The organism is Streptomyces murinus (assembly GCF_002154555.1).
Classification (GTDB): Bacteria; Actinomycetota; Actinomycetes; order Streptomycetales; family Streptomycetaceae; genus Streptomyces; species Streptomyces murinus.
On record NZ_MUNF01000038.1, the window covers coordinates 1 to 18,771 of the forward strand.

The 18,771-nt window shown below is 72.3% G+C and carries 21 protein-coding genes and 1 riboswitch; of the genes, 10 read left to right on the forward strand and 11 right to left on the reverse strand.

The features are described from left to right. From CCN72_RS03165 to CCN72_RS03180, 4 genes are all read right to left on the reverse strand, one after another. Nucleotides 1-190, reverse strand: a 190-nt coding sequence (locus tag CCN72_RS03165; protein ID WP_208637905.1) for a thiamine phosphate synthase, incomplete at its 3' end; no start/stop codon positions are given. Nucleotides 191-310: 120 nt separating this feature from the next. After that, nucleotides 311-676: an Rv2175c family DNA-binding protein gene (locus CCN72_RS03170; protein WP_086806229.1), complete on the reverse strand. Its 366-nt coding sequence runs from the start codon at nucleotides 674-676 to the stop codon at nucleotides 311-313. A 61-nt stretch (nucleotides 677-737) separates the two neighbouring features. After that, nucleotides 738-1,970, reverse strand: coding sequence for an NAD(P)/FAD-dependent oxidoreductase (locus CCN72_RS03175; protein WP_086806230.1), 1,233 nt, complete (start codon nucleotides 1,968-1,970; stop codon nucleotides 738-740). A 32-nt stretch (nucleotides 1,971-2,002) separates the two neighbouring features. Next, nucleotides 2,003-2,353 (reverse strand): avidin-fold protein, encoded by a 351-nt coding sequence (locus CCN72_RS03180; protein ID WP_086806231.1) that lies wholly within the window; start codon nucleotides 2,351-2,353, stop codon nucleotides 2,003-2,005. Between the two features lie 53 nt (nucleotides 2,354-2,406). Continuing rightward, nucleotides 2,407-2,518, forward strand: a riboswitch (TPP riboswitch). A gap of 36 nt (nucleotides 2,519-2,554) precedes the next feature. On the opposite strand from CCN72_RS03180, the gene thiO reads away from it, so the two are divergent. The 5 genes from thiO to CCN72_RS03205 all read left to right on the forward strand — a co-directional run bounded on the left by thiO (nucleotide 2,555) and on the right by CCN72_RS03205 (nucleotide 7,909). After that, nucleotides 2,555-3,766 (forward strand): glycine oxidase ThiO, encoded by a 1,212-nt coding sequence (gene thiO, locus CCN72_RS03185; protein ID WP_244174114.1) that lies wholly within the window; start codon nucleotides 2,555-2,557, stop codon nucleotides 3,764-3,766. After that, nucleotides 3,763-3,984: a sulfur carrier protein ThiS gene (thiS, locus tag CCN72_RS03190; protein ID WP_086806233.1), complete on the forward strand. Its 222-nt coding sequence runs from the start codon at nucleotides 3,763-3,765 to the stop codon at nucleotides 3,982-3,984. Before thiO ends, thiS begins: the two co-directional genes overlap by 4 nt. 3 nt (nucleotides 3,985-3,987) lie before the next feature. Then, entirely contained in the window at nucleotides 3,988-4,782 is a 795-nt protein-coding gene (locus CCN72_RS03195) for a thiazole synthase (RefSeq protein ID WP_086806234.1), read from the forward strand. 238 nt (nucleotides 4,783-5,020) lie between these two features. Continuing rightward, on the forward strand, nucleotides 5,021-6,931 hold the full coding sequence (pknB, locus tag CCN72_RS03200; protein ID WP_167408635.1) for a Stk1 family PASTA domain-containing Ser/Thr kinase: 1,911 nt from the start codon (nucleotides 5,021-5,023) through the stop codon (nucleotides 6,929-6,931). 87 nt (nucleotides 6,932-7,018) lie between these two features. After that, a complete protein-coding gene (locus tag CCN72_RS03205) occupies nucleotides 7,019-7,909 on the forward strand; it encodes a deoxyribonuclease IV (protein ID WP_086806235.1) in 891 nt (296 codons plus the stop codon). A 102-nt stretch (nucleotides 7,910-8,011) separates the two neighbouring features. Here the strand turns inward: CCN72_RS03205 and CCN72_RS03210 are convergent, their stop codons facing one another. Next, nucleotides 8,012-8,644: a sulfite oxidase-like oxidoreductase gene (locus CCN72_RS03210; RefSeq protein WP_086806236.1), complete on the reverse strand. Its 633-nt coding sequence runs from the start codon at nucleotides 8,642-8,644 to the stop codon at nucleotides 8,012-8,014. Nucleotides 8,645-8,833: 189 nt separating this feature from the next. On the opposite strand from CCN72_RS03210, the gene bfr reads away from it, so the two are divergent. After that, nucleotides 8,834-9,343, forward strand: a complete 510-nt coding sequence (gene bfr, locus CCN72_RS03215) for a bacterioferritin (protein ID WP_086806237.1) — start codon at nucleotides 8,834-8,836, stop codon at nucleotides 9,341-9,343. Nucleotides 9,344-9,353: 10 nt separating this feature from the next. On the opposite strand, the gene CCN72_RS03220 is transcribed toward bfr, so the two are convergent. After that, entirely contained in the window at nucleotides 9,354-9,581 is a 228-nt protein-coding gene (locus tag CCN72_RS03220; protein ID WP_085564331.1) for a (2Fe-2S)-binding protein, read from the reverse strand. Nucleotides 9,582-9,734: 153 nt separating this feature from the next. After that, complete coding sequence (locus CCN72_RS03225) at nucleotides 9,735-11,087, reverse strand: class II 3-deoxy-7-phosphoheptulonate synthase (RefSeq protein ID WP_085568470.1); 1,353 nt, start codon at nucleotides 11,085-11,087, stop codon at nucleotides 9,735-9,737. Between the two features lie 104 nt (nucleotides 11,088-11,191). Between CCN72_RS03225 and CCN72_RS41630 the strand changes: the two genes are divergently transcribed. Together CCN72_RS41630 and CCN72_RS03230 are read left to right on the forward strand one after the other, a co-directional pair. Further along, nucleotides 11,192-11,248, forward strand: coding sequence for a trp operon leader peptide (locus CCN72_RS41630; protein WP_358587253.1), 57 nt, complete (start codon nucleotides 11,192-11,194; stop codon nucleotides 11,246-11,248). 95 nt (nucleotides 11,249-11,343) lie between these two features. Next, on the forward strand, nucleotides 11,344-13,203 hold the full coding sequence (locus tag CCN72_RS03230; protein ID WP_086806238.1) for an anthranilate synthase family protein: 1,860 nt from the start codon (nucleotides 11,344-11,346) through the stop codon (nucleotides 13,201-13,203). Nucleotides 13,204-13,266: 63 nt separating this feature from the next. Here CCN72_RS03230 and CCN72_RS03235 read toward each other — a convergent pair whose 3' ends face one another. The 4 genes from CCN72_RS03235 to CCN72_RS03250 form a co-directional block, all read right to left on the reverse strand. Then, nucleotides 13,267-14,295, reverse strand: a complete 1,029-nt coding sequence (locus CCN72_RS03235) for a 6-phosphofructokinase (protein ID WP_085564333.1) — start codon at nucleotides 14,293-14,295, stop codon at nucleotides 13,267-13,269. 156 nt (nucleotides 14,296-14,451) lie between these two features. After that, nucleotides 14,452-15,129: a response regulator gene (locus CCN72_RS03240; protein ID WP_037653022.1), complete on the reverse strand. Its 678-nt coding sequence runs from the start codon at nucleotides 15,127-15,129 to the stop codon at nucleotides 14,452-14,454. After that, nucleotides 15,126-16,361: a MacS family sensor histidine kinase gene (macS, locus tag CCN72_RS03245; RefSeq protein ID WP_086806239.1), complete on the reverse strand. Its 1,236-nt coding sequence runs from the start codon at nucleotides 16,359-16,361 to the stop codon at nucleotides 15,126-15,128. Before macS ends, CCN72_RS03240 begins: the two co-directional genes overlap by 4 nt. Before the next feature lie 46 nt (nucleotides 16,362-16,407). Then, a complete protein-coding gene (locus CCN72_RS03250; RefSeq protein WP_086806250.1) occupies nucleotides 16,408-17,169 on the reverse strand; it encodes a lysophospholipid acyltransferase family protein in 762 nt (253 codons plus the stop codon). Between the two features lie 186 nt (nucleotides 17,170-17,355). On the opposite strand from CCN72_RS03250, the gene CCN72_RS03255 reads away from it, so the two are divergent. Together CCN72_RS03255 and CCN72_RS03260 are read left to right on the forward strand one after the other, a co-directional pair. Then, entirely contained in the window at nucleotides 17,356-18,135 is a 780-nt protein-coding gene (locus CCN72_RS03255) for an alpha/beta hydrolase (protein ID WP_086806240.1), read from the forward strand. Further along, the gene (locus CCN72_RS03260) at nucleotides 18,128-18,766 is read left to right on the forward strand and encodes a hypothetical protein (RefSeq protein WP_086806241.1); all 639 of its coding nucleotides are present in this window, start codon (nucleotides 18,128-18,130) and stop codon (nucleotides 18,764-18,766) included. Before CCN72_RS03255 ends, CCN72_RS03260 begins: the two co-directional genes overlap by 8 nt. Nucleotides 18,767-18,771 lie beyond the last annotated feature (5 nt).

Here is an 18,771-nt window from a genome sequence, read left to right on the forward strand (position 1 = left end):
CCTCGGCGAGGACCTCCAGGCAGGCCAGTTCCTCGGCGGCCTCCATGCCCTTGTCGCGCAGCTGCACGATGTCGACGCCGCCGGCCAGCACCGCGTCCAGGAACTCGGGCAGGTCGCCCTGGCGCCTGCGGGCGTCCGTGCACAGGTACAGCCGGGCGTCGGCGAGCTCGGCGCGGGCGGTGTCGGACATGCGTGGGTCCCCCGGGGTCGGTGTGGGTGCTGGGCGGGCGGTGGCGCACGGCGCGCGGGGCGTCGTACGCCACCCCCTCAGAACAGTCGGGCTCAGACAGTCGGGCTCAGACGGTCGGGCTCAGACGGCGAGCGCCTGGGCGCGGCGCTTCACCTCCGTGCCGCGATTCTCGCTGAGCGCCTGCGCGGGGGTGCCGGGCAGGGTCGGGTCGGGGGTGAAGAGCCATTCGATCATCTCTTCGGGCGTGAAGCCGTCGTCCCGCAGGAGCGTCAGGGTTCCGGTCAGGCCCTTGACGATCTTGTCCTCGTCGATGAAGGCGGCGGGAACGTGCAGCGCACGGTTCTCGCCTCGGCGTACTGCGATGAGCTGGCCGTCCTTGACCATCTGCCGCACACGCGTCACCTCGATGCCGAACTGTTCGGCGATGTCGGGGAGGGTGAGCCAGGCGGGGACGAGAGCGTCGATCTTCGTGTCAATCTCGGTCACGAGTACTAGCGTAGGCGTTCGGCCGGGTGTGGTGCTTTATGCCGGTGTGCCGGTGGCGGCTTCAGCCGGTCGTGGCGTCCTTCAGCGGCCGGCCCGGATCCGCCAGCGCCGCCGCGTCCAGCGGGCGGCCCGCCTCGATCAGCCTGCGGCCCTGGGCGAGATCGCGCGGCCGGCCCACGGCCAGCAGGGCGACCAGGCGGTCCGCGCGCAGCCAGCACACCGTCCAGGCGGGGCCCGCGGGGTCGCCGCGCCAGACCAGCCGGTCGGCGGCGGCGTGATGGCCGGCGTACTGGACGAAGCGGCCGAACTGCTCGGACCAGAAGTACGGCACCGGGTCGTAGACGGCGGTGGTCTCGCCGAGGATGCCGGCGGCGACGGTGCGCGGACCCTGGAGGGCGTTGTCCCAGTGGTGCACGAGAAGGCGTTCGCCGTAGCGGGCCGAGGGGAAGGAGGCGCAGTCGCCGACGGCGTACACATCGGGCGCGGAGGCGCGCAGCCGGGCGTCGGTGACGACCTCGCCCGCCGCGCCCAGCTCGATGCCGGAGCCGGTCAGCCAGCCGGTGGCGGGGCGGGCGCCGATGCCGACGACGACCGCGCCCGCGGGCAGCCGGGTGCCGTCGGCCAGCACCACCGCGCCGGGCTCGACGCGCTCCACGCGTGCGCCGGTGCGCAGTTCGGCGCCGCTGTCGGTGTACCAGCGGGTCATGGGGGCGGCGACCTCGGCGGGCAGCACCCCGGCGAGCGGCCGGTCGGCGGCCTCGACGACGGTCACCGCGCAGCCGGCCTCCCGGGCGGCCGTGGCGAACTCGGCGCCGATCCAGCCGGCGCCGACGACCACGATGTCGTGCTGCCGGGCGAGCACGGGCCGCAGCCGTTCGGCGTCGTCCAGGGTGCGCAGCAGATGCACACCGGGGACGCCCTCGGTGCCGGGCAGGGTGACCGGTTCGGCGCCGGTGGCGAGCACCAGGACGTCGTAGGGCACCGGGCCCGCCTCGGTGTCCAGTTCATGGTCGGCGGGGCGGGCCCCGAGGACCTCGCAGCCGAGCCTGAGGTCCACGCCGAGCGCGTCGAAGTCGAGGTCGAAGGCGGAGTCCTCGGCCTTGCCGAGCAGGACGGCCTTGGACAGCGGCGGCCGGTCGTACGGCTGGTGCGGTTCGGCGCCGATGACGGTCACCTCGCCCGCGAAACCCCTCTCCCGCAGGGCGACCGCGGTCTGTACCCCGGCCATGCCCGCGCCGACGACGACCACGCGCCGGATCCCTGCCGTGCCCTCCTGGGCTGTCTGCTCGCTCACCCGATCACCATAGACAGATGACGATCAGTCAGTCAGGGGGCGTGCGCGGTGACCTGTTCCACGATGCTCGTGCCGGAGCCGGGTCCCGACTCCCATTCCCAGGTCTCCTCCAGGCGCACCCGGCCGTCGGGCAGTTCCACGACCGTGGACACGCAGTGGCCGCAGGCCGTGCTGCCGTCGGTGCGCAGCTGCACGTACCGGAAGTCCAGGCGGTCGCCCGCGCGGGTGCCGACCAGATGGCCGCGGACGATGTCGCCGCCCCGGTACTCGGCCCAGATCGCGCCGCCTTGCTCGTGGTAGGCGAAGCGGGTCCGGGTACCGACCTGACCTGCGGACTGGTCGGCGACGGGGGCGAGGACCAGTCCGTCCAGCGACGGGGCCATGACCAGGGGCTCCCTTACGGGTGAGGAGGGGGGCGGGCTAGGGTGGCCACCGTACAAGCACTCGCGGGAGCCCGGACGCACCGGGCTGAGAGGGAGGCTGGCGGCCTCCGACCGTACGAACCTGATCCGGGTCATGCCGGCGAAGGGAGGGGCTGGACGCCCATGCCGTCACGTACGTCATACACATCCGATACGCCACACGTGTCCCATAGATCCCATACGTCCCATGCACCGGGCGCATCGGGCACATCGGGCACATCCGACGTCCTCGTCGTCGGGGGCGGGATCATCGGTCTGGTCACGGCCTGGCGCGCGGCGCGCCGGGGGCTCGCGACGGCCCTGGTGGATCCGGCTCCGGGCGGCGGGGCCGCGCAGGTCGCGGCCGGGATGCTGGCCGCGGTCACCGAACTGCACTACGGCGAGGAGACGTTGCTCGCCCTCAATCTGGAGTCGGCGCGCCGCTACCCCGACTTCGTGGCCGAGCTGACCGAGGCGAGCGGCCGGGACCTCGGCTACCGGCGCTGCGGCACGCTCGCGGTCGCGCTGGACGCCGACGACCGCGCCCATCTGCGCGAACTGCACGCCCTCCAGCAGCGCTGCGGCCTGGACGCACAATGGCTGTCGGGGCGGGAGTGCCGCCGTCTTGAGCCGATGCTGGCACCCGGGGTGCGCGGCGGGCTGCGGGTCGACGGCGACCACCAGATCGATCCGCGCCGGCTGGCCGCGGCGCTGGTGACCGCGTGCGAGCGGGCCGGGGTGGTGTTCCACCGGGCGTGGGCGCGGCGGCTGGACGTCGCGGGGGGCCGGGCCGTCGGGGTCACCACGGCGGACGGGGCGCCGCTCACCGCCGGGCAGGTGGTGCTCGCGGGCGGCAGCCTCAGCGGGCGGCTCGCGGGGGTGCCCCCGGAGCTGGTGCCGCCGGTACGGCCGGTGAAGGGACAGGTGCTGCGGCTGGCGGTGCCCGAGCGGTACGCGCCGTTCCTCAGCCGGACCGTGCGCGCCGTGGTCCGGGGCGGGCAGCTGTACCTGGTGCCCCGGGAGAACGGCGAGCTGGTCGTCGGCGCCACCAGCGAGGAGCTGGGCTGGGACACGACGGTCACCGCGGGCGGGGTGTACGAGCTGCTGCGCGACGCGCACGAGCTGGTGCCGGGCATCACCGAGCTGCCGCTCACCGAGACCCGGGCCGGGCTGCGGCCGGGGTCCCCCGACAACGCGCCGCTGCTCGGACCGTCCGGGCTCGACGGGCTGCTGCTGGCGACCGGGCACCACCGCAACGGGGTGCTGCTCACGCCGGTCACCGGGGATGTGATGGGGCAGTTGCTGGCGGGAGGCCCGCTGCCCGAGGAAGCCCGTCCGTTCACGCCGGAGCGCTTCGGCGCGCCGCGCACGCAGCAACTGGAGCAGACCGTATGAGCGCCGTGTCGTCCACCATCACCGTCTCCGTCAACGGGGAGCGCCGGGAGATCGCGCCGGGTACCGCGCTCGACGCCGTCGTACGGTCCCTCGTGCGGGCCCCCGCCGGGGTCGCGGCCGCCGTCAACGAGACGGTCGTACCGCGGGCGCAGTGGGCCGGGACCGCGCTCGCCGAGGGCGACCGGGTCGAGGTGCTCACCGCGGTGCAGGGGGGCTGAGTCATGACCGACGATCGCCTGGTCATCGGGGGTACGGCCTTCGGGTCGCGGTTGATCATGGGTACCGGCGGGGCGCCCAGCCTCGAGGTGCTGGAGCGGGCGCTGGTGGCCTCGGGGACGGAGCTGACGACGGTCGCGATGCGGCGGGTCGATCCGTCCGTGCACGGCTCGGTGCTGTCCGTGCTGGAGAAGCTCGGCATCCGGGTGCTGCCGAACACGGCGGGGTGCTTCACCGCCGGGGAGGCCGTGCTCACGGCGCGTCTCGCGCGGGAGGCGCTGGGCACGTCGCTGGTGAAGCTGGAGGTCATCGCCGACGAGCGGACGCTGCTGCCGGATCCGGTGGAGACGCTGGAGGCGGCGGAGACGCTGGTGGACGACGGGTTCACGGTGCTGCCGTACACCAATGACGATCCCGTGCTCGCGCGGAAGCTGGAGGACGTGGGGTGTGCGGCGGTGATGCCGCTGGGGTCGCCGATCGGGTCGGGGCTCGGGATCCGCAATCCGCACAACTTCCAGTTGATCGTGGAGCGGGCGGGGGTGCCGGTGATCCTGGACGCGGGGGCGGGTACGGCGTCGGACGTGGCGCTGGCGATGGAGCTGGGGTGTGCGGGGGTGATGCTGGCGTCGGCGGTGACGCGGGCGCGGGAGCCGGAGGTGATGGCGGCGGCGATGCGGCACGCGGTGACCGGGGGGCGGCTGGCGCGGCTGGCGGGGCGGATACCTCGCCGGTACTGGGCGGAGGCGTCCTCGCCCGCGGCGGGCCTGGCCGTGCTCGACCCCGAGCGCCCCGCGTTCTGAACCGGCGCCCGCACGCCGCCTTCGTCTCCCACCCCCGCACCACTCGAAACTCTCGGCCGGAGGGCCGGACCTCCCCGTGGGGCGCGCTCACCGTCGGCGGCTCTCCACCCGTGCACCGGCCGCCGCCTCCCGCGGAATATGGCGTCCCTGCGTAAGAAGCGTCACAGGTCGGCTTCAGTGCCCTGGTGGGAGAGGCGGAGGGGCGGGGGATGTCCGTGGGGGCTCGTAGACTCGGCGTGTGGACATGACCCTTCAGGACGCCCTCGTCGGGCACGTGCTCGACGGTCGGTATCGCGTGGACGCGCGGATCGCGGCCGGCGGGATGGCGACGGTGTACCGGGCGCTGGACATGCGCCTGGACCGGGTGCTCGCACTGAAGGTGATGCATCCCGCGCTGGCGGCCGACGGCGTCTTCGTGGAGCGGTTCATCCGCGAGGCGAAGTCCGCGGCCCGGCTCGACCATCCGAATGTGGTGCAGGTCTTCGACCAGGGCACCGACAGCTCGTATGTGTACATGGCGATGGAGTACGTCGCCGGGTGCACCCTGCGTGACGTGCTGCGCGAGCGCGGCGCGCTGCGGCCGCGTGCCGCCCTGGACATCCTGGAGCCGGTGCTCGCCGCGCTCGGCGCCGCCCACCGGGCCGGTTTCGTGCACCGCGACATGAAGCCCGAGAACGTGCTGATAGGCGACGACGGACGGGTCAAGGTCGCCGACTTCGGCCTGGTCCGCTCCGTGGACACGGTGACCAGTACGACCGGCTCCGTGCTCGGCACCGTCGCCTATCTCGCCCCCGAGCAGATCGACCAGGGCACCGCCGACCCCCGCGTCGACGTGTACGCCTGCGGTGTCGTGCTCTACGAGATGCTGACCGGCGCCAAGCCGCACTCCGGGGACTCCCCCGCGCAGGTGCTCTACCGGCACATCAACGAGGACGTGCCGCCGCCCTCCGCGCTGGCGCCGGGGCTGGCCCCGCGGCTGGACGAACTGGTCGCCTCGGCCACCGCCCGCAACCCCGAGGTACGCCCCTGCGACGCGGTCGCGCTGCTCGCCGAGGCCCGGGAGGCCCGCGAGGCGCTGACCGAGGAGCAGCTAGACGCCGTACCGCCCCAGGCCAGGACGGTGGAGCACGAGAACGCGGAGAACCGTACGAGCGTGATCCCGCGCGCGCTCACCGTGCCCCGCCCGCTCCCCGTCAACGAGGACGGCGACGGCGTCAGCCGCACCACCCGCTTCCAGACCCCGCCCGCGGCGCCCCCGCGCCGGTCCCGGCGGCTCATGCTGACCATCGCCGTCGCCGTGCTCCTGGTGCTCGGCGCCGGCACCGGGGTCTGGTACATCAACTCCGGCCAGTTCACCAAGGTCCCGCCGCTGCTGACGAAGACCGAGGCACAGGCCCGGGACCGGCTCCAGGACGCCGGGCTGCACATCGGGAAGGTGCAGCGGGCCTACGACGACACCGTCGAGCGCGGCACCGTGATCAGCACCGACCCGGCGCCCGGCGCCCGCATCCGGGACCATGACGCGGTGACGCTGACCGTCTCGCTCGGCCCGGAGACGGTCAAGGTGCCGGACCTGGCCGGCCTGCCGCTCGCCGAGGCCCGGCAGAAGCTCAAGGCGGCCGGTCTGGAGCCGGGCATGGTCGGCCGGGAGTTCAGCGACGACGTCGACGCGGGCGCCGTGATCTCCACCGCCCCCACGTCGGGCACCGAGCGGCACGCGGGCTCGGCGATCGCGCTGACCGTCAGCAAGGGCAGCCCGATCGACGTACCGGACGTCACCGGCGACGACCCCGCCGACGCGCGGCAGGAGCTGACGAGCGCCGGGCTCAAGGTGAAGATCGCGAGCGAGCAGGTCAACTCCGAGTACGACAAGGGCAAGGTGGCCCGGCAGAGCCCCGGCGACGGCAAGCAGGCCGCCGCGGGCGACACGGTGACGCTCACCCTGTCCAAGGGCCCGCAGATGATCGAGGTCCCGGACGTGACCGGCGACAGCGTGGACGACGCCCACCAGGCGCTGGAGGACGCCGGGTTCAAGGTCAACGAGGACCGCGGGATCCTCGGGCTGTTCGGCGACACCGTGCGGAAGCAGTCCGTCGAGGGCGGGAAGACCGCGCCCAAGGGGTCCACGATCACGATCACCATCAGGTGAGGCCGCGGCGCCCGGACGGCGAGCCGGTGACCGGGTTCACCTCCGGGGCCGGTCCGGGCGCGCCCGCGGACATGACACCCTGAAAGGGTGAGTTCCGTTTCCTCGTCCCTCCCCCGGTCCCTTCCGCGCAATCCGGTCGGCGGCCATGTCCCGGTGGCCGGCGGTCTGCACTCCGTGGGGCTGTCGTACGCCCATGAGCTGAAGGCCGAGACCGTCCAGGTCTTCGTGGCCAACCCGCGCGGCTGGGCCACCCCCGCCGGGAACCCGAAGCAGGACGAGGCCTTCCGCGCGGCCTGCGCCGAGGAGTCGGTCCCGGCGTACGTGCACGCCCCCTACCTGATCAACTTCGGCTCGCACACCGAGGCGACCGTGGAGAAGTCGGTGGAGTCGCTGCGGCACTCGCTGCGGCGCGGCCGGGAGATCGGCGCGCTCGGCGTGGTGGTGCACACCGGCAGCGCGACCGGCGGACGGGCCCGTGAGGTGGCCCTGAAGCAGGTGCGGGAGCACATGCTGCCGCTGCTGGACGAGCTGACCCGGGACGACGACCCGTTCCTGCTGCTGGAGTCCACCGCGGGCCAGGGTGCCTCGCTGTGCTCGCGGACCTGGGACTTCGGGCCGTACTTCGAGGCGCTGGACGCCCACCCCAAGCTGGGTGTGTGCCTGGACACCTGCCACATCTTCGCCGCCGGGCACGATCTGACCGGCCCGGCCGGCATGAACCAGACGCTCGACCTGCTGGTGGAGACCGTCGGCGAGGGGCGGCTGAAGCTGATCCACGCCAATGACTCCAAGGACGTGGTCGGCGCGCACAAGGACCGGCACGAGAACATCGGCTCCGGCCATATCGGCGAGGAGCCCTTCCGTGCCCTGATGAACCACCCGGCGACCGCGGGCGTCCCGCTGGTCATCGAGACCCCCGGCGGCAAGGAGGGGCACGCGGCGGACGTGGCCCGGCTCAAGCGCCTCAGGGACGGCTGACGCGCGCCTCCGGCACCACCGGCCCACGCGCCTCCAGCGCCACCGGCCCGCGCGCCTCCGGGACCGCCGAACCGCGTCGCCCGGGGGCCATCGCCCGGACCCTCACAGCTCCGGTCCCTCCCCCGGCTCCTCCTGGTAGGAGTAGCGCTGTTCCTTCCAGGGATCGCCCACGTTGTGGTACCCGCGCTCCTCCCAGAACCCGCGCCGGTCGGCCGTCATGTACTCCACGCCCCGCACCCATTTGGGCCCCTTCCAGGCGTACAGATGGGGCACGATCAGACGGACCGGGAAGCCGTGCTCGGCGGTCAGCAGCTCGCCGTCCTTGTGGGTGGCGAAGAGGGCGCGGTCGGAGAGGAAGTCCGCGAGGCGCAGATTGGAGCTGAAGCCGTACTCCGCCCAGACCATCACATGGGTGACGTCCGGGGCCGGCGGTGCCAGGTCCACGATCGCGGCGGCCGGGACCCCGCCCCACTCCGCGCCCAGCATGCTGAACTTGGTCACGCAGTGCAGATCGGCCACCACGGTGGCGTACGGCAGGGCCGTGAACTCCTCGTGGTTCCAGCAGTGCTTGTCGCCGTCGGCGGTGGCGCCGAAGACCCGGAAGTCCCAGCGCTCGGGCCGGAACTTGGGGACGGGTCCGTAGTGCGTGACCGGCCAGCCGCGCTGGAGTCGCTGCCCCGGCGGAAGCTCGGACCCTGCCGCTGCTCCAGACTCTCGCTCCACCGGATGACCCATGTAACCATCCTGACAGACCTGGGGCAGTGCCCTTGACCGCCCCTCCCCGAAACGGTCAAACGCCATCAAACCTCGGCACACTTACTAAGTCGACACTTACTGGACGATCTTCGCATCCGGTGCAATCATGCGGCCCACACCTCCCCCGATATCCGTGCGGGAGACATCCGTGTGGAAGGAGCCGCTGCGATGCAGGGCGACCCCGACGTCATCGAATTGCTCAACGAGCAGTTGACCGCCGAGCTGACGGCGATCAACCAGTACTTCCTGCACTCCAAGATCCAGGACCACCGCGGGTGGTCCAAGCTGGCGGAGTACACCCGGCGCGAGTCGTTCGACGAGATGCGGCACGCGGAGATCCTGACCGACCGCATCCTGCTGCTCGACGGGCTGCCGAACTACCAGCGGCTCTCCCACATCGAGGTGGGGCAGACGGTGACCGAGATGTTCCGGGCCGACCGGCAGATCGAGGTCGAGGCGATCGACCGGCTGCGCCGGGGCGTGCAGGTCATGCGCGACAAGGACGACATCACGTCCGCGAACATCTTCGAGGCGATCCTGGCCGACGAGGAGCACCACATCGACTACCTGGACACCCAGCTGGAACTGGTCGACAAGCTGGGCGAGGCGCTGTACATCTCCACGGTGATCGAGCAGAGCCAGCCGGACCCCTCGGGGCCGGGCACCGGCAGCTTCTAGGGGCGGGGCCTCAGGCGGCGTCGTCCAGTCGGTCGAGGGTCGCCGGGGCGCGCTGTTCGATCAGCTCGCGGCGGGGGCAGGCGCCCCGGCCGAGCAGGGCCTGGATGCGTCGTACGCAGCGGCCGCAGTCCGTGCCGGCCTTGCACGCGGAGGCGATCTGGCGCGGGGTGGCGGCGCCGTCCTCGGCGTGCTGCTGGACCTGGGCCTCGGTGATGCCGAAGCAGCTGCACACGTACACGCGGACTCACCTCCCGACGGGATCGCCGTAACTCTGCCGTCCCGTTCCCGGTGAGGCAAACCTAACCTTACCCGCCGCTTCACGACCGCAAAAGGGCGAGGGGCGCGGATCCCATGTGATCCGCGCCCCAGCGCGCCTTCGGTGCGGGAATCGCTACTGGTCCCGGTACATCTCCGCGACCAGGAAGGCCAGGTCGAGGGACTGGCTGCGGTTGAGCCGCGGGTCACAGGCCGTCTCGTAGCGCTGGTGCAGGTCGTCCACGAAGATCTCGTCGCCGCCGCCCACGCACTCGGTGACATCGTCGCCGGTCAGCTCCACATGGATGCCGCCCGGGTGGGTGCCGAGGCCCTTGTGCACCTCGAAGAAGCCCTTCACCTCGTCGAGTACATCGTCGAAGCGGCGGGTCTTGTGCCCGGAGGCCGCCTCGAAGGTGTTGCCGTGCATCGGGTCGGTCACCCAGGCCACCGTGGCGCCGGACGCCGTGACCTTCTCGACCAGCTCGGGCAGATGGTCGCGGATCTTGTCGGCGCCCATCCGGACGATGAAGGTCAGCCGGCCCGGCTCCCGGTCGGGGTCGAGGCGGTCGATGTACTTCAGCGCCTCCTCGGCCGTGGTGCTCGGGCCGAGCTTGATGCCGATCGGGTTGTTGATCTTCGAGGCGAACTCGATGTGCGCGTGGTCCAGCTGGCGGGTGCGCTCACCGATCCACACCATGTGCCCGGAGACGTCGTACAGCTTGCCGGTGCGGGAGTCGACCCGGGTCAGGGCGGACTCGTAGTCCAGCAGCAGCGCCTCGTGCGAGGAGAAGAACTCGACGGTCTTGAACTCCTCCGGGTCGGTGCCGCAGGCCCGCATGAAGTTCAGCGCGTTGTCGATCTCCCGGGCCAGCTGCTCGTAGCGCTGGCCGGAGGGGGAGGTCTTCACGAAGTCCTGGTTCCAGGCGTGCACCTGGCGCAGGTCGGCGTACCCGCCGGTGGTGAAGGCGCGCACCAGGTTCAGCGTGGACGCGGAGGCGTTGTACATCCGCTTGAGCCGCTCGGGGTCCGGGATGCGGGCGGCCTCGGTGAAGTCGAAGCCGTTGACGGAGTCGCCCCGGTAGGTCGGCAGCGTCACCCCGTCGCGGGTCTCGGTCGGCTTGGAGCGGGGCTTGGAGTACTGGCCGGCGATGCGGCCGACCTTCACCACGGGCACGGAGGCCGCGTAGGTGAGGACGGCGCCCATCTGGAGCAGCGTCTTGAGCTTCTGCCGGATCTGGTCGGCGGACACCGCGTCGAATGCCTCGGCGCAGTCGCCGCCCTGGAGGAGGAACGCCTCTCCCTTGGCGACGGCCGCCATCCGGGCGCGCAGCTGGTCGCACTCGCCCGCGAAGACGAGCGGCGGATACGACTCGAGGTCCGCGATCACTGCGCGCAGAGCCTCGGTGTCGGGGTACTCGGGCTGCTGCGCCGCGGGCAGGTCTCGCCAGGTGTTGCCAGCGCTCGCGCTGGTCTTAGCGTTCACGGTCACCTCGTACACATTACGGGGTCGTGTCCCGTGTTCCACGAGTCGCCCGGAAAATGAGACGCGGTGACTGATTCGTGGACGGTTCGGGGTGGGGTAGGGTCTTTCGCATGTTCGCGCTTTCCGACCAGAACTGGTGGTGGACCGCTTCTTCGGCGGCCCACTGATCGCGCGCACCCAGATTTCGCGAAGGCCGCCCGAGGGGCGGCCTTCGGTGTTCTCCGGGGTCGTTCCTCTCCTTGACCGAGTAGGAGACCGACCCGTGGACCTCAGGGACCTGCTGTCCGACCCCCGCCCCTTCGCCCTGCTGCGCCGCCGGGTGCCGGGCCGCGCCGAGCATCCGGTGGAGGTGCTGATCGGCCCGGTCGGCAGCCGCGACCGGCTCGCCGAGCTGCCGGACGAGGGCCTCGCCCTGGTGCCGTTCCGGCAGATCCGCGAGCGCGGCTTCGACGTCCGCGACGACGGCACCCCGCTCCTGGTGCTGACGCCCGAGGAGTCGTACGAGATCCCGCTGGACGAGGCGCTGCGGCGGCTCCCGGCGCACGAAGTCCGGGTCGAGGGCGGCGGCTTCGACGTCGGCGACGAGGAGTACGCCGGGATCGTCGGGCGGGTCCTGGAAGAGGAGATCGGCGGGGGCGAGGGCGCGAACTTCGTGATCCGGCGGACGTACGAGGGCGCGATCCCGGGGTTCGGCCGGGCGGACGCGCTGGCGCTGTTCCGGCGGCTGCTGGAGGGCGAGCGCGGGGCGTACTGGACGTTCGTGGTGCACACCGGGGACCGGACGCTGGTCGGCGCGAGTCCCGAGGTGCATGTGCGGATGTCGGGCGGCACGGTCGTGATGAACCCGATCAGCGGGACCTACCGCTATCCCGCCGAGGGGCCGACGCCGGAGCACCTGCTGGACTTCCTCGCCGACGGCAAGGAGATCGAGGAGCTGTCGATGGTGGTCGACGAGGAGCTGAAGATGATGTGCACCGTCGGCGACATGGGCGGGGTCGTCGTCGGGCCGCGGCTGAAGGAGATGGCGCATCTCGCGCACACCGAGTACGAGCTGCGCGGGAAGTCCTCCCTGGACGCCCGGGAGGTGCTGCGGGAGACCATGTTCGCGGCGACGGTCACCGGGTCGCCGGTGCAGAACGCGTGCCGGGTGATCGAGCGGCACGAGGTCGGGGGGCGCGGGTACTACGCCGGTGCGCTGGCCCTGCTCGGGCGGGGCACCGGCGGCACGCAGACCCTGGACTCCCCCATCCTGATCCGCACCGCCGACATCGGCGCGGACGGGCGGCTGCGGGTGCCGGTCGGGGCCACGCTGGTGCGCGGCTCACAGCCGGCGGGCGAGGTCGCCGAGACCCACGCCAAGGCGGCGGGCGTGCTCGCGGCCCTCGGGGTGCGGCCCGGTCGGCCGCGCGCGGAGCGGGAGCTGCCCCGGCTGGCCGACGATCCCCGGGTGCGGGCCGCGCTGGACGGGCGGCGGGCCGCTCTCGCCCCGTTCTGGCTGCGGATGCAGCAGCCGGCCGCCGAGGTGAGCGGGCATGCCCTGGTGGTCGACGGCGAGGACACCTTCACCGCGATGCTGGCCCATCTGCTGCGCGCGACGGGCCTGGCGGTGACGGTACGGCGCTACGACGAGCCGGGGCTGCGGGCCGCGGTGCTCGCGCACGAGGGCCCGGTGGTGCTGGGCCCCGGCCCCGGGGACCCCTCGGACCTGGCCGATCCGAAGATGCGCTTCCTGCGGGAGCTGGCCCGGACCGTGCTGCGGGAGCACCGGCACGGGGTGCTGGGCGTGTGCCTGGGCCATGAACTGCTCGCGGCGGAGCTGGGGCTGGAGATCGTCCGCAAGGAGGTGCCGTACCAGGGGGCGCAGACGGAGATCGAGCTGTTCGGACGCCCCGAGACCGTCGGCTTCTACAACAGCTTCACCGCCCGCTGCGACGAGGAGGCGGCGCGGGAGCTGGCGGCGCACGGGATCGAGGTGAGCCGGGCGGCGAACGGCGAGGTGCATGCCGTACGGGGGCCCGGGTTCGCGGGGGTGCAGTTCCACCCGGAGTCGGTGCTGACGCTCGACGGGGTGGCGATCGTCGGGGAGTCGATGGGCCGGCTGCGCGGCGCGAGCGCGTTCTGAAGCCGTCGGCCGAAGGGCTGTGGGCCGGGTGTCCGGCCCACAGCCCGGTGTGTCCGCCCGGCCTCAGCCGAAGAACACCCCGACCTCCTCGTAGAGCTTCGGGTCGACCGTCTTCAGCTTGGCGGTCGCCTCGGCGAGGGGCACGCGTACGACGTCGGTGCCGCGCAGGGCGACCATCTTGCCGAAGTCGCCGTCGCGCACGCAGTCCACGGCGTGCAGCCCGAAGCGGGTGGCGAGCCAGCGGTCGAAGGCGCTGGGGGTGCCGCCGCGCTGGATGTGCCCGAGGACGGTGGTGCGGGCCTCCTTGCCGGTGCGCTTCTCGATCTCCTTGGCCAGCCACTCGCCGACCCCGGACAGCCGCACATGTCCGAAGGAGTCCAGCGACTGGTCCTTGAGCACCATCTCGCCGTCCTTGGGCATGGCGCCCTCGGCGACCACCACGATCGGGGCGTACGACGCCTTGAAGCGCGAGGTGATCCAGGCGCACACCTGGTCGAGGTCGAAGCGCTGCTCGGGGATGAGGATGACGTTGGCGCCGCCGGCGAGGCCCGAGTGCAGGGCGATCCAGCCGGCGTGCCGGCCCATCACCTCGCAGACCAGGACCCGCATATGGGACTCGGCGGTGGTGTGCAGCCGGTCGATGGCCTCGGTGGCGATGTTGACGGCGGTGTCGAAGCCGAAGGTGTAGTCGGTGGCGGACAGGTCGTTGTCGATGGTCTTGGGCACGCCGACGCACGGCACGCCGTACTCGCCGGACAGCCGGGCGGCGACCCCGAGGGTGTCCTCGCCGCCGATCGCGATCAGCGCCTCGACCTCCTGCTTGGCGAGGTTGTCCTTGATCCGGCGGATGCCGCCCTCGATCTTGAGGGGGTTGGTCCTGGAGGAGCCGAGGATGGTGCCGCCGCGGGGCAGGATGCCGCGCACGGCGGGGATGTCGAGGCGGACGGCGCGGCCTTCGAGGGGGCCGCGCCAGCCGTCCCGGAAACCGACGAACTCGTAGTCGTAACTCTGCACGCCCTTGCGCACGATGCCCCGGATGACGGCGTTGAGCCCGGGGCAGTCGCCGCCTCCGGTCAGTACTCCGACCCGCATGGAAATGTCCCTTCACCCGCAGTGCCTGACGCTTTGTCACGCTAATGGTGATGCGCGTCACATCGGGAGAGGCGGTACGGGTGAATCGGGGGGATTTCCATGGAAGTCGGGGCACGCCCGCGGGAGTCGGGGCCGGTGCGGCGGATGCGGCGGGCGCTACTCCTCGTCGAGGCCGCGTTCGATCGCGTACCTCACCAGCTCGACGCGGTTGTGGAGTTGGAGCTTGCCGAGGGTGTTCTGGACGTGGTTCTGCACGGTGCGGTGGGAGATGACGAGGCGTTCGGCGATCTGCTTGTAGCTCAGGCCCTTGGCGACCAGCCGCAGCACCTCCGTCTCCCGCTCGGTCAGCCGGGGCGCGCCCGGGGTGTCGGTGTCGGGCGCGGGCACCGGTTCGGCGGCCAGGCGCCGGTACTCGCCGAGGACCAGTCCGGCGAGGCCCGGGGTGAACACCGCATCGCCGACGGCCGTACGGCGCACCGCGTCCAGCAGTTCGCCGGTGGACGCGGACTTCAGCAGATAGCCGGTCGCGCCGGACTTCACCGCCTCCAGGACATCGGCGTGCTCACCGCTCGCGGACAGCACCAGGACGCGCAACGCCGGGTTGTGCGCGACGAGTTCCTTGCACACCTGGACGCCGGGCTTGGCGGGCAGATTGAGGTCCAGGACCAGCACCTCGGGGGCGGCGGCCTTGGCGCGGCGCACGGCCTGTTCGCCGTCGCCCGCGGTGGCGACCACCTCGAAGCCGGACTCGGCCAGGTCCCGGGCGACCGCGTCACGCCACATGGGGTGATCGTCCACCACCATGACCCTGATCGGGTCCTGCCGCTGTGTCATCGCCGCTCCGCCTTCTTCCCCCGCGCCGCCAGGGCGCCCTTCGGTACCTTCAGTTCGACCTCCGTGCCCTGGCCGGGCACCGAGATCAGCTCGGCGCTGCCGCCGAGGTCGCGCAGTCTGCCCCGGATGGACTGGGCGACGCCGAGCCGCCCCTCGCCCTCGGCTTCGGCGAGCCGTCCCTCGGGGATGCCGGGGCCGTCGTCCCGGACGGTGACGAGGATGTCCGCAGGTTCGTCCTCGACCAGGATCCAGGCCCGCGCGCCCGCACCGGCGTGCCTGCGCACATTGTCCAGGGCGGCGCCGACGGCCGCGGCCAGCTCCCGGGCGGCGGCCGGTGGCAGCGGCACCGGGGCGCCGGGCTCGGCCAGGCTCACCCCGTCGCGGGCGAACGGCGCGAGGAGGGTGCGCAGATCGACCGGCCCGGCACTGTCCGGGCCTTCGTCGTACGCCGGGCCCGTCGGCTCCGCGACCGGTACGGCGGTGTCCCCGGCGGTGCGGGCGACCGGCAGCAGGCCGCCGGCGACGAGGGTGCGCAGGGCCACCTCCTGTTCCCCGGCCAGCCTGCCCAGTTCGGCCGACTCGCCGCCGAGGGCGGTGCCGCGCCGCTTCACCATCGCGAGGACCTGGAGCACGCTGTCGTGGATGTCCCGGGCCAGCCGCTCCCGTTCCCGGGTCGCGGCCTGGATCTCCAGGGCGCGGGCGAGGGTGCGTTCGGAGGCGCGGGCCACCTCCACGACGTAGCCGATGCCGATGGAGGCCACCCAGACGAGGATCAGGCTGTGCAGGGTGTCCCGCGCGAGCTGGCCGCGCTCGACCAGGTTGGCGGCGGCCACCACCGTGGAGGCGACGGCGGCCCAGCGCCAGCCGCCCTTGATGGCGAAGGCGAGGACGGCGCCGCCGGTCCATATCGTCGGCAGGGTGGGGCCGCCCGCGATCCGCTGATGGCTGTCGGCGAACGCGGTGAGCAGGACGCCGGCGAGGGCGATGGTCAGGTCGGCGGCGAGGAAGCCCTTGGTGCAGCTGGCCGCGCCGCGCACCCGGGGCAGGGTGGCGAGGGTCCAGACGGCGAGCACGGCGTCGTAGCCGATCGCGATCCACGGACGGGTGAACTGGTCGTACGTGGTGACGCACAGACCGAGCGCGTACAGCATGGTCAGCACGCGGTACCCGGCGAGCGCACGCCACAGCGGCAGCTCCACCGACATCCTCAGCACGCGCTCGCGCCCGGCCATCCCCCGTGCCCCCCGTAGACCCCGTGAACCCCTTGACCCCGTGCGGCTACTTGCTCTCCGCTTCCCTGGCCTTCTCCGCCCTCTCCTCTTCCTTCTCCGCTTCCTTCTCCGCCTTGTCGGCTTCCTTGGCCGCCTTCGCCGCCTCCGCGAGCTGCCGCTTGGCGGCGGTCGCGTACATGTCGACGTACTCCTGGCCGGAGAGCTTCATGATCTCGTACATGACCTCGTCGGTCAGCGCGCGCAGGACGAAGCGGTCGTGCTCCATGCCCTGGTAGCGGCTGAAGTCGAGGGGCTTGCCGATCCGGATGCCGGGCCGCATCAGCTTCGGCATCACCTTGCCGGGCGGCTGGATCTTCTCGGTGTCGATCATCGCCACCGGGATCACCGGGGCACCGGTGGCGAGCGCCACCCGGGCGAGACCGCCGGGCTTGCCCCGGTAGAGCCGGCCGTCGGGCGAGCGGGTGCCCTCCGGGTAGATACCGAACAGCTCGCCGCGCTCCAGCACCTCGATGCCGCTCTTGATCGCGGCCTCACCGGCGCCGCGCGCACCGGAACGGTCCACCGGGAGCTGACCGACGCCCTTGAAGAAGGCGGCGGTGAGCCGGCCCTTCACCCCGGGCGTGGTGAAGTACTCGGCCTTCGCGATGAAGGTGACCTTGCGGTCGAGCATCGTCGGCAGGAAGAACGAGTCGGAGAAGGACAGGTGGTTGCTGGCCAGGATGGCCGCTCCCTCGGCCGGAATGTTCTCCAGGCCCTCCACCCAGGGCCTGAAGGCGAGCTTCAGCGGCCCTCCGATGGCGACCTTCATCGTGCCGTACAACACCCGTGTGCCTCCCGTTTCCGTCGAACAGACCTTAACCCCCTGGACCGTCAAAGCACCCGACGGCCCTGGTCGGTGTCCGTGCGGTCGCGTACGGTGAAGCACATCCGCGTGTTCTCTCAACGCCCCTGCCGACGGCGGCGGGGCCCTTCCCCAGGAACAGGAGCGTCGAAGGTGCCGGTTCTCCCTGGAGCCGAGCCGTACCGCCACTCCGGCGGCGAGGTGGGCGTCCTCTTCTGTCACGGCTTCACCGGCTCCCCGCAGTCACTGCGCCCCTGGGCGGAGCACCACGCCGCGCACGGCCTGACCGTGTCGCTGCCCCTGCTGCCGGGACACGGCACGCGCTGGGAGGACATGCAGCTCACCGGCTGGCAGGACTGGTACGCGGAGGTGGACCGCGAGCTGCGGCTGCTGTCCGAGCGCTGTTCCCAGGTGTTCGTCGCGGGCCTGTCGATGGGCGGCGCCCTCGCGCTGCGGCTGGCCGCCCTGCACGGCGAGCGGATCAGCGGTGTGGTCGTCGTCAACCCGGCGAACAAGGTCCACGGCCTGTCCGCGCACGCCCTGCCCGTGGCCCGGCATCTGGTGCGGTCCACCAAGGGCATCGCCAGCGACATCGCCAAGGGCGGCGTGGCCGAGACCGGTTACGACCGGGTGCCGCTGCACGCGGCGCACTCGCTGCGCCGGTTCCTGCGCCGCCTCGACGGCGAGCTGCCCCGGATCGACCAGCCGCTGCTGCTGCTGCGCAGCGCCCAGGACCATGTCGTACCGGCCGTCGACTCGGCCCGGGTGCTGGAGCGGATCTCGTCCGCCGATGTCCGGGAGATCGTGCTGGAACACAGCTACCACGTCGCGACGTTGGATGTGGACGCGGACCGGATCTTCGAGGAGAGCCTCGGTTTCATCGGCCGGCTCGCACCGATTCCGGGCAAGGAAGGGACGGCCGCAGTTGGCTGAGCACGACCCGGGTCCCGAGGGCCGCGAGGACCGGGAGGACCGGGAGCCGGAGGAGAACGGGCTGCGTTTCGACGAGGACGCCGCCTGGCGGGCCATCGTGGCCGGATACGGCGAGGAGCCGCCGGACCCGCCGGGAGCCAAGCCCTTCAAGCCGGTGGAGGACCTGGCGCTGCTGGAGAAGGACGCGCTGCTGGAGAAGCTGGAGAAGGACGCCGCGGCGCACGGGGGCGACGACGGCGACAAGGACGACGGCAAGGAGAAGAAGAAGGAGGAGCCGCGGCCCGCCCGGCCGCTGGGCAGCTCCATCTCCTTCGCACCCGGCGTCGGCCCCCGCGACCACCGTGCGCCGGAGGCGTCCGAGGACGACTTCGACGAGGACGACGAGGGCCACTTCGTGCCGCCCGAGCCGCCCCCGCTGGACACCGGCGACACCACGTCGAAGTTCGCCTGGCTCGGTGTGGTCGGCGGGCCGATCCTGCTGCTGGTGGCGGTGCTGCTCGGCTGGGACATGACCTGGTGGCTGACCACCCTCGGCATCGGCGGCTTCCTCGGCGGCTTCGCGACGCTGGTGGCGCGGATGCGGACGGACGAGGACGACGACGATGATCCGGGCCGGGGGGCCGTGGTCTAGCCGGG

Coding starts and splice junctions, on each gene's coding strand:
- CCN72_RS03195 (WP_086806234.1), top strand. CDS start 3,988: ATGACCGACGATCGCCTGGTCATCGGGGGTACGGCCTTCGGGTCGCGG.
- CCN72_RS03180 (WP_086806231.1), bottom strand. CDS start 2,353: ATGGCCCCGTCGCTGGACGGACTGGTCCTCGCCCCCGTCGCCGACCAG.
- macS (WP_086806239.1), bottom strand. CDS start 16,361: ATGGCCGGGCGCGAGCGCGTGCTGAGGATGTCGGTGGAGCTGCCGCTG.
- CCN72_RS03210 (WP_086806236.1), bottom strand. CDS start 8,644: ATGGGTCATCCGGTGGAGCGAGAGTCTGGAGCAGCGGCAGGGTCCGAG.
- bfr (WP_086806237.1), top strand. CDS start 8,834: ATGCAGGGCGACCCCGACGTCATCGAATTGCTCAACGAGCAGTTGACC.
- CCN72_RS03250 (WP_086806250.1), bottom strand. CDS start 17,169: ATGAAGGTCGCCATCGGAGGGCCGCTGAAGCTCGCCTTCAGGCCCTGG.
- thiS (WP_086806233.1), top strand. CDS start 3,763: ATGAGCGCCGTGTCGTCCACCATCACCGTCTCCGTCAACGGGGAGCGC.
- CCN72_RS03240 (WP_037653022.1), bottom strand. CDS start 15,129: ATGACACAGCGGCAGGACCCGATCAGGGTCATGGTGGTGGACGATCAC.
- CCN72_RS03235 (WP_085564333.1), bottom strand. CDS start 14,295: ATGCGGGTCGGAGTACTGACCGGAGGCGGCGACTGCCCCGGGCTCAAC.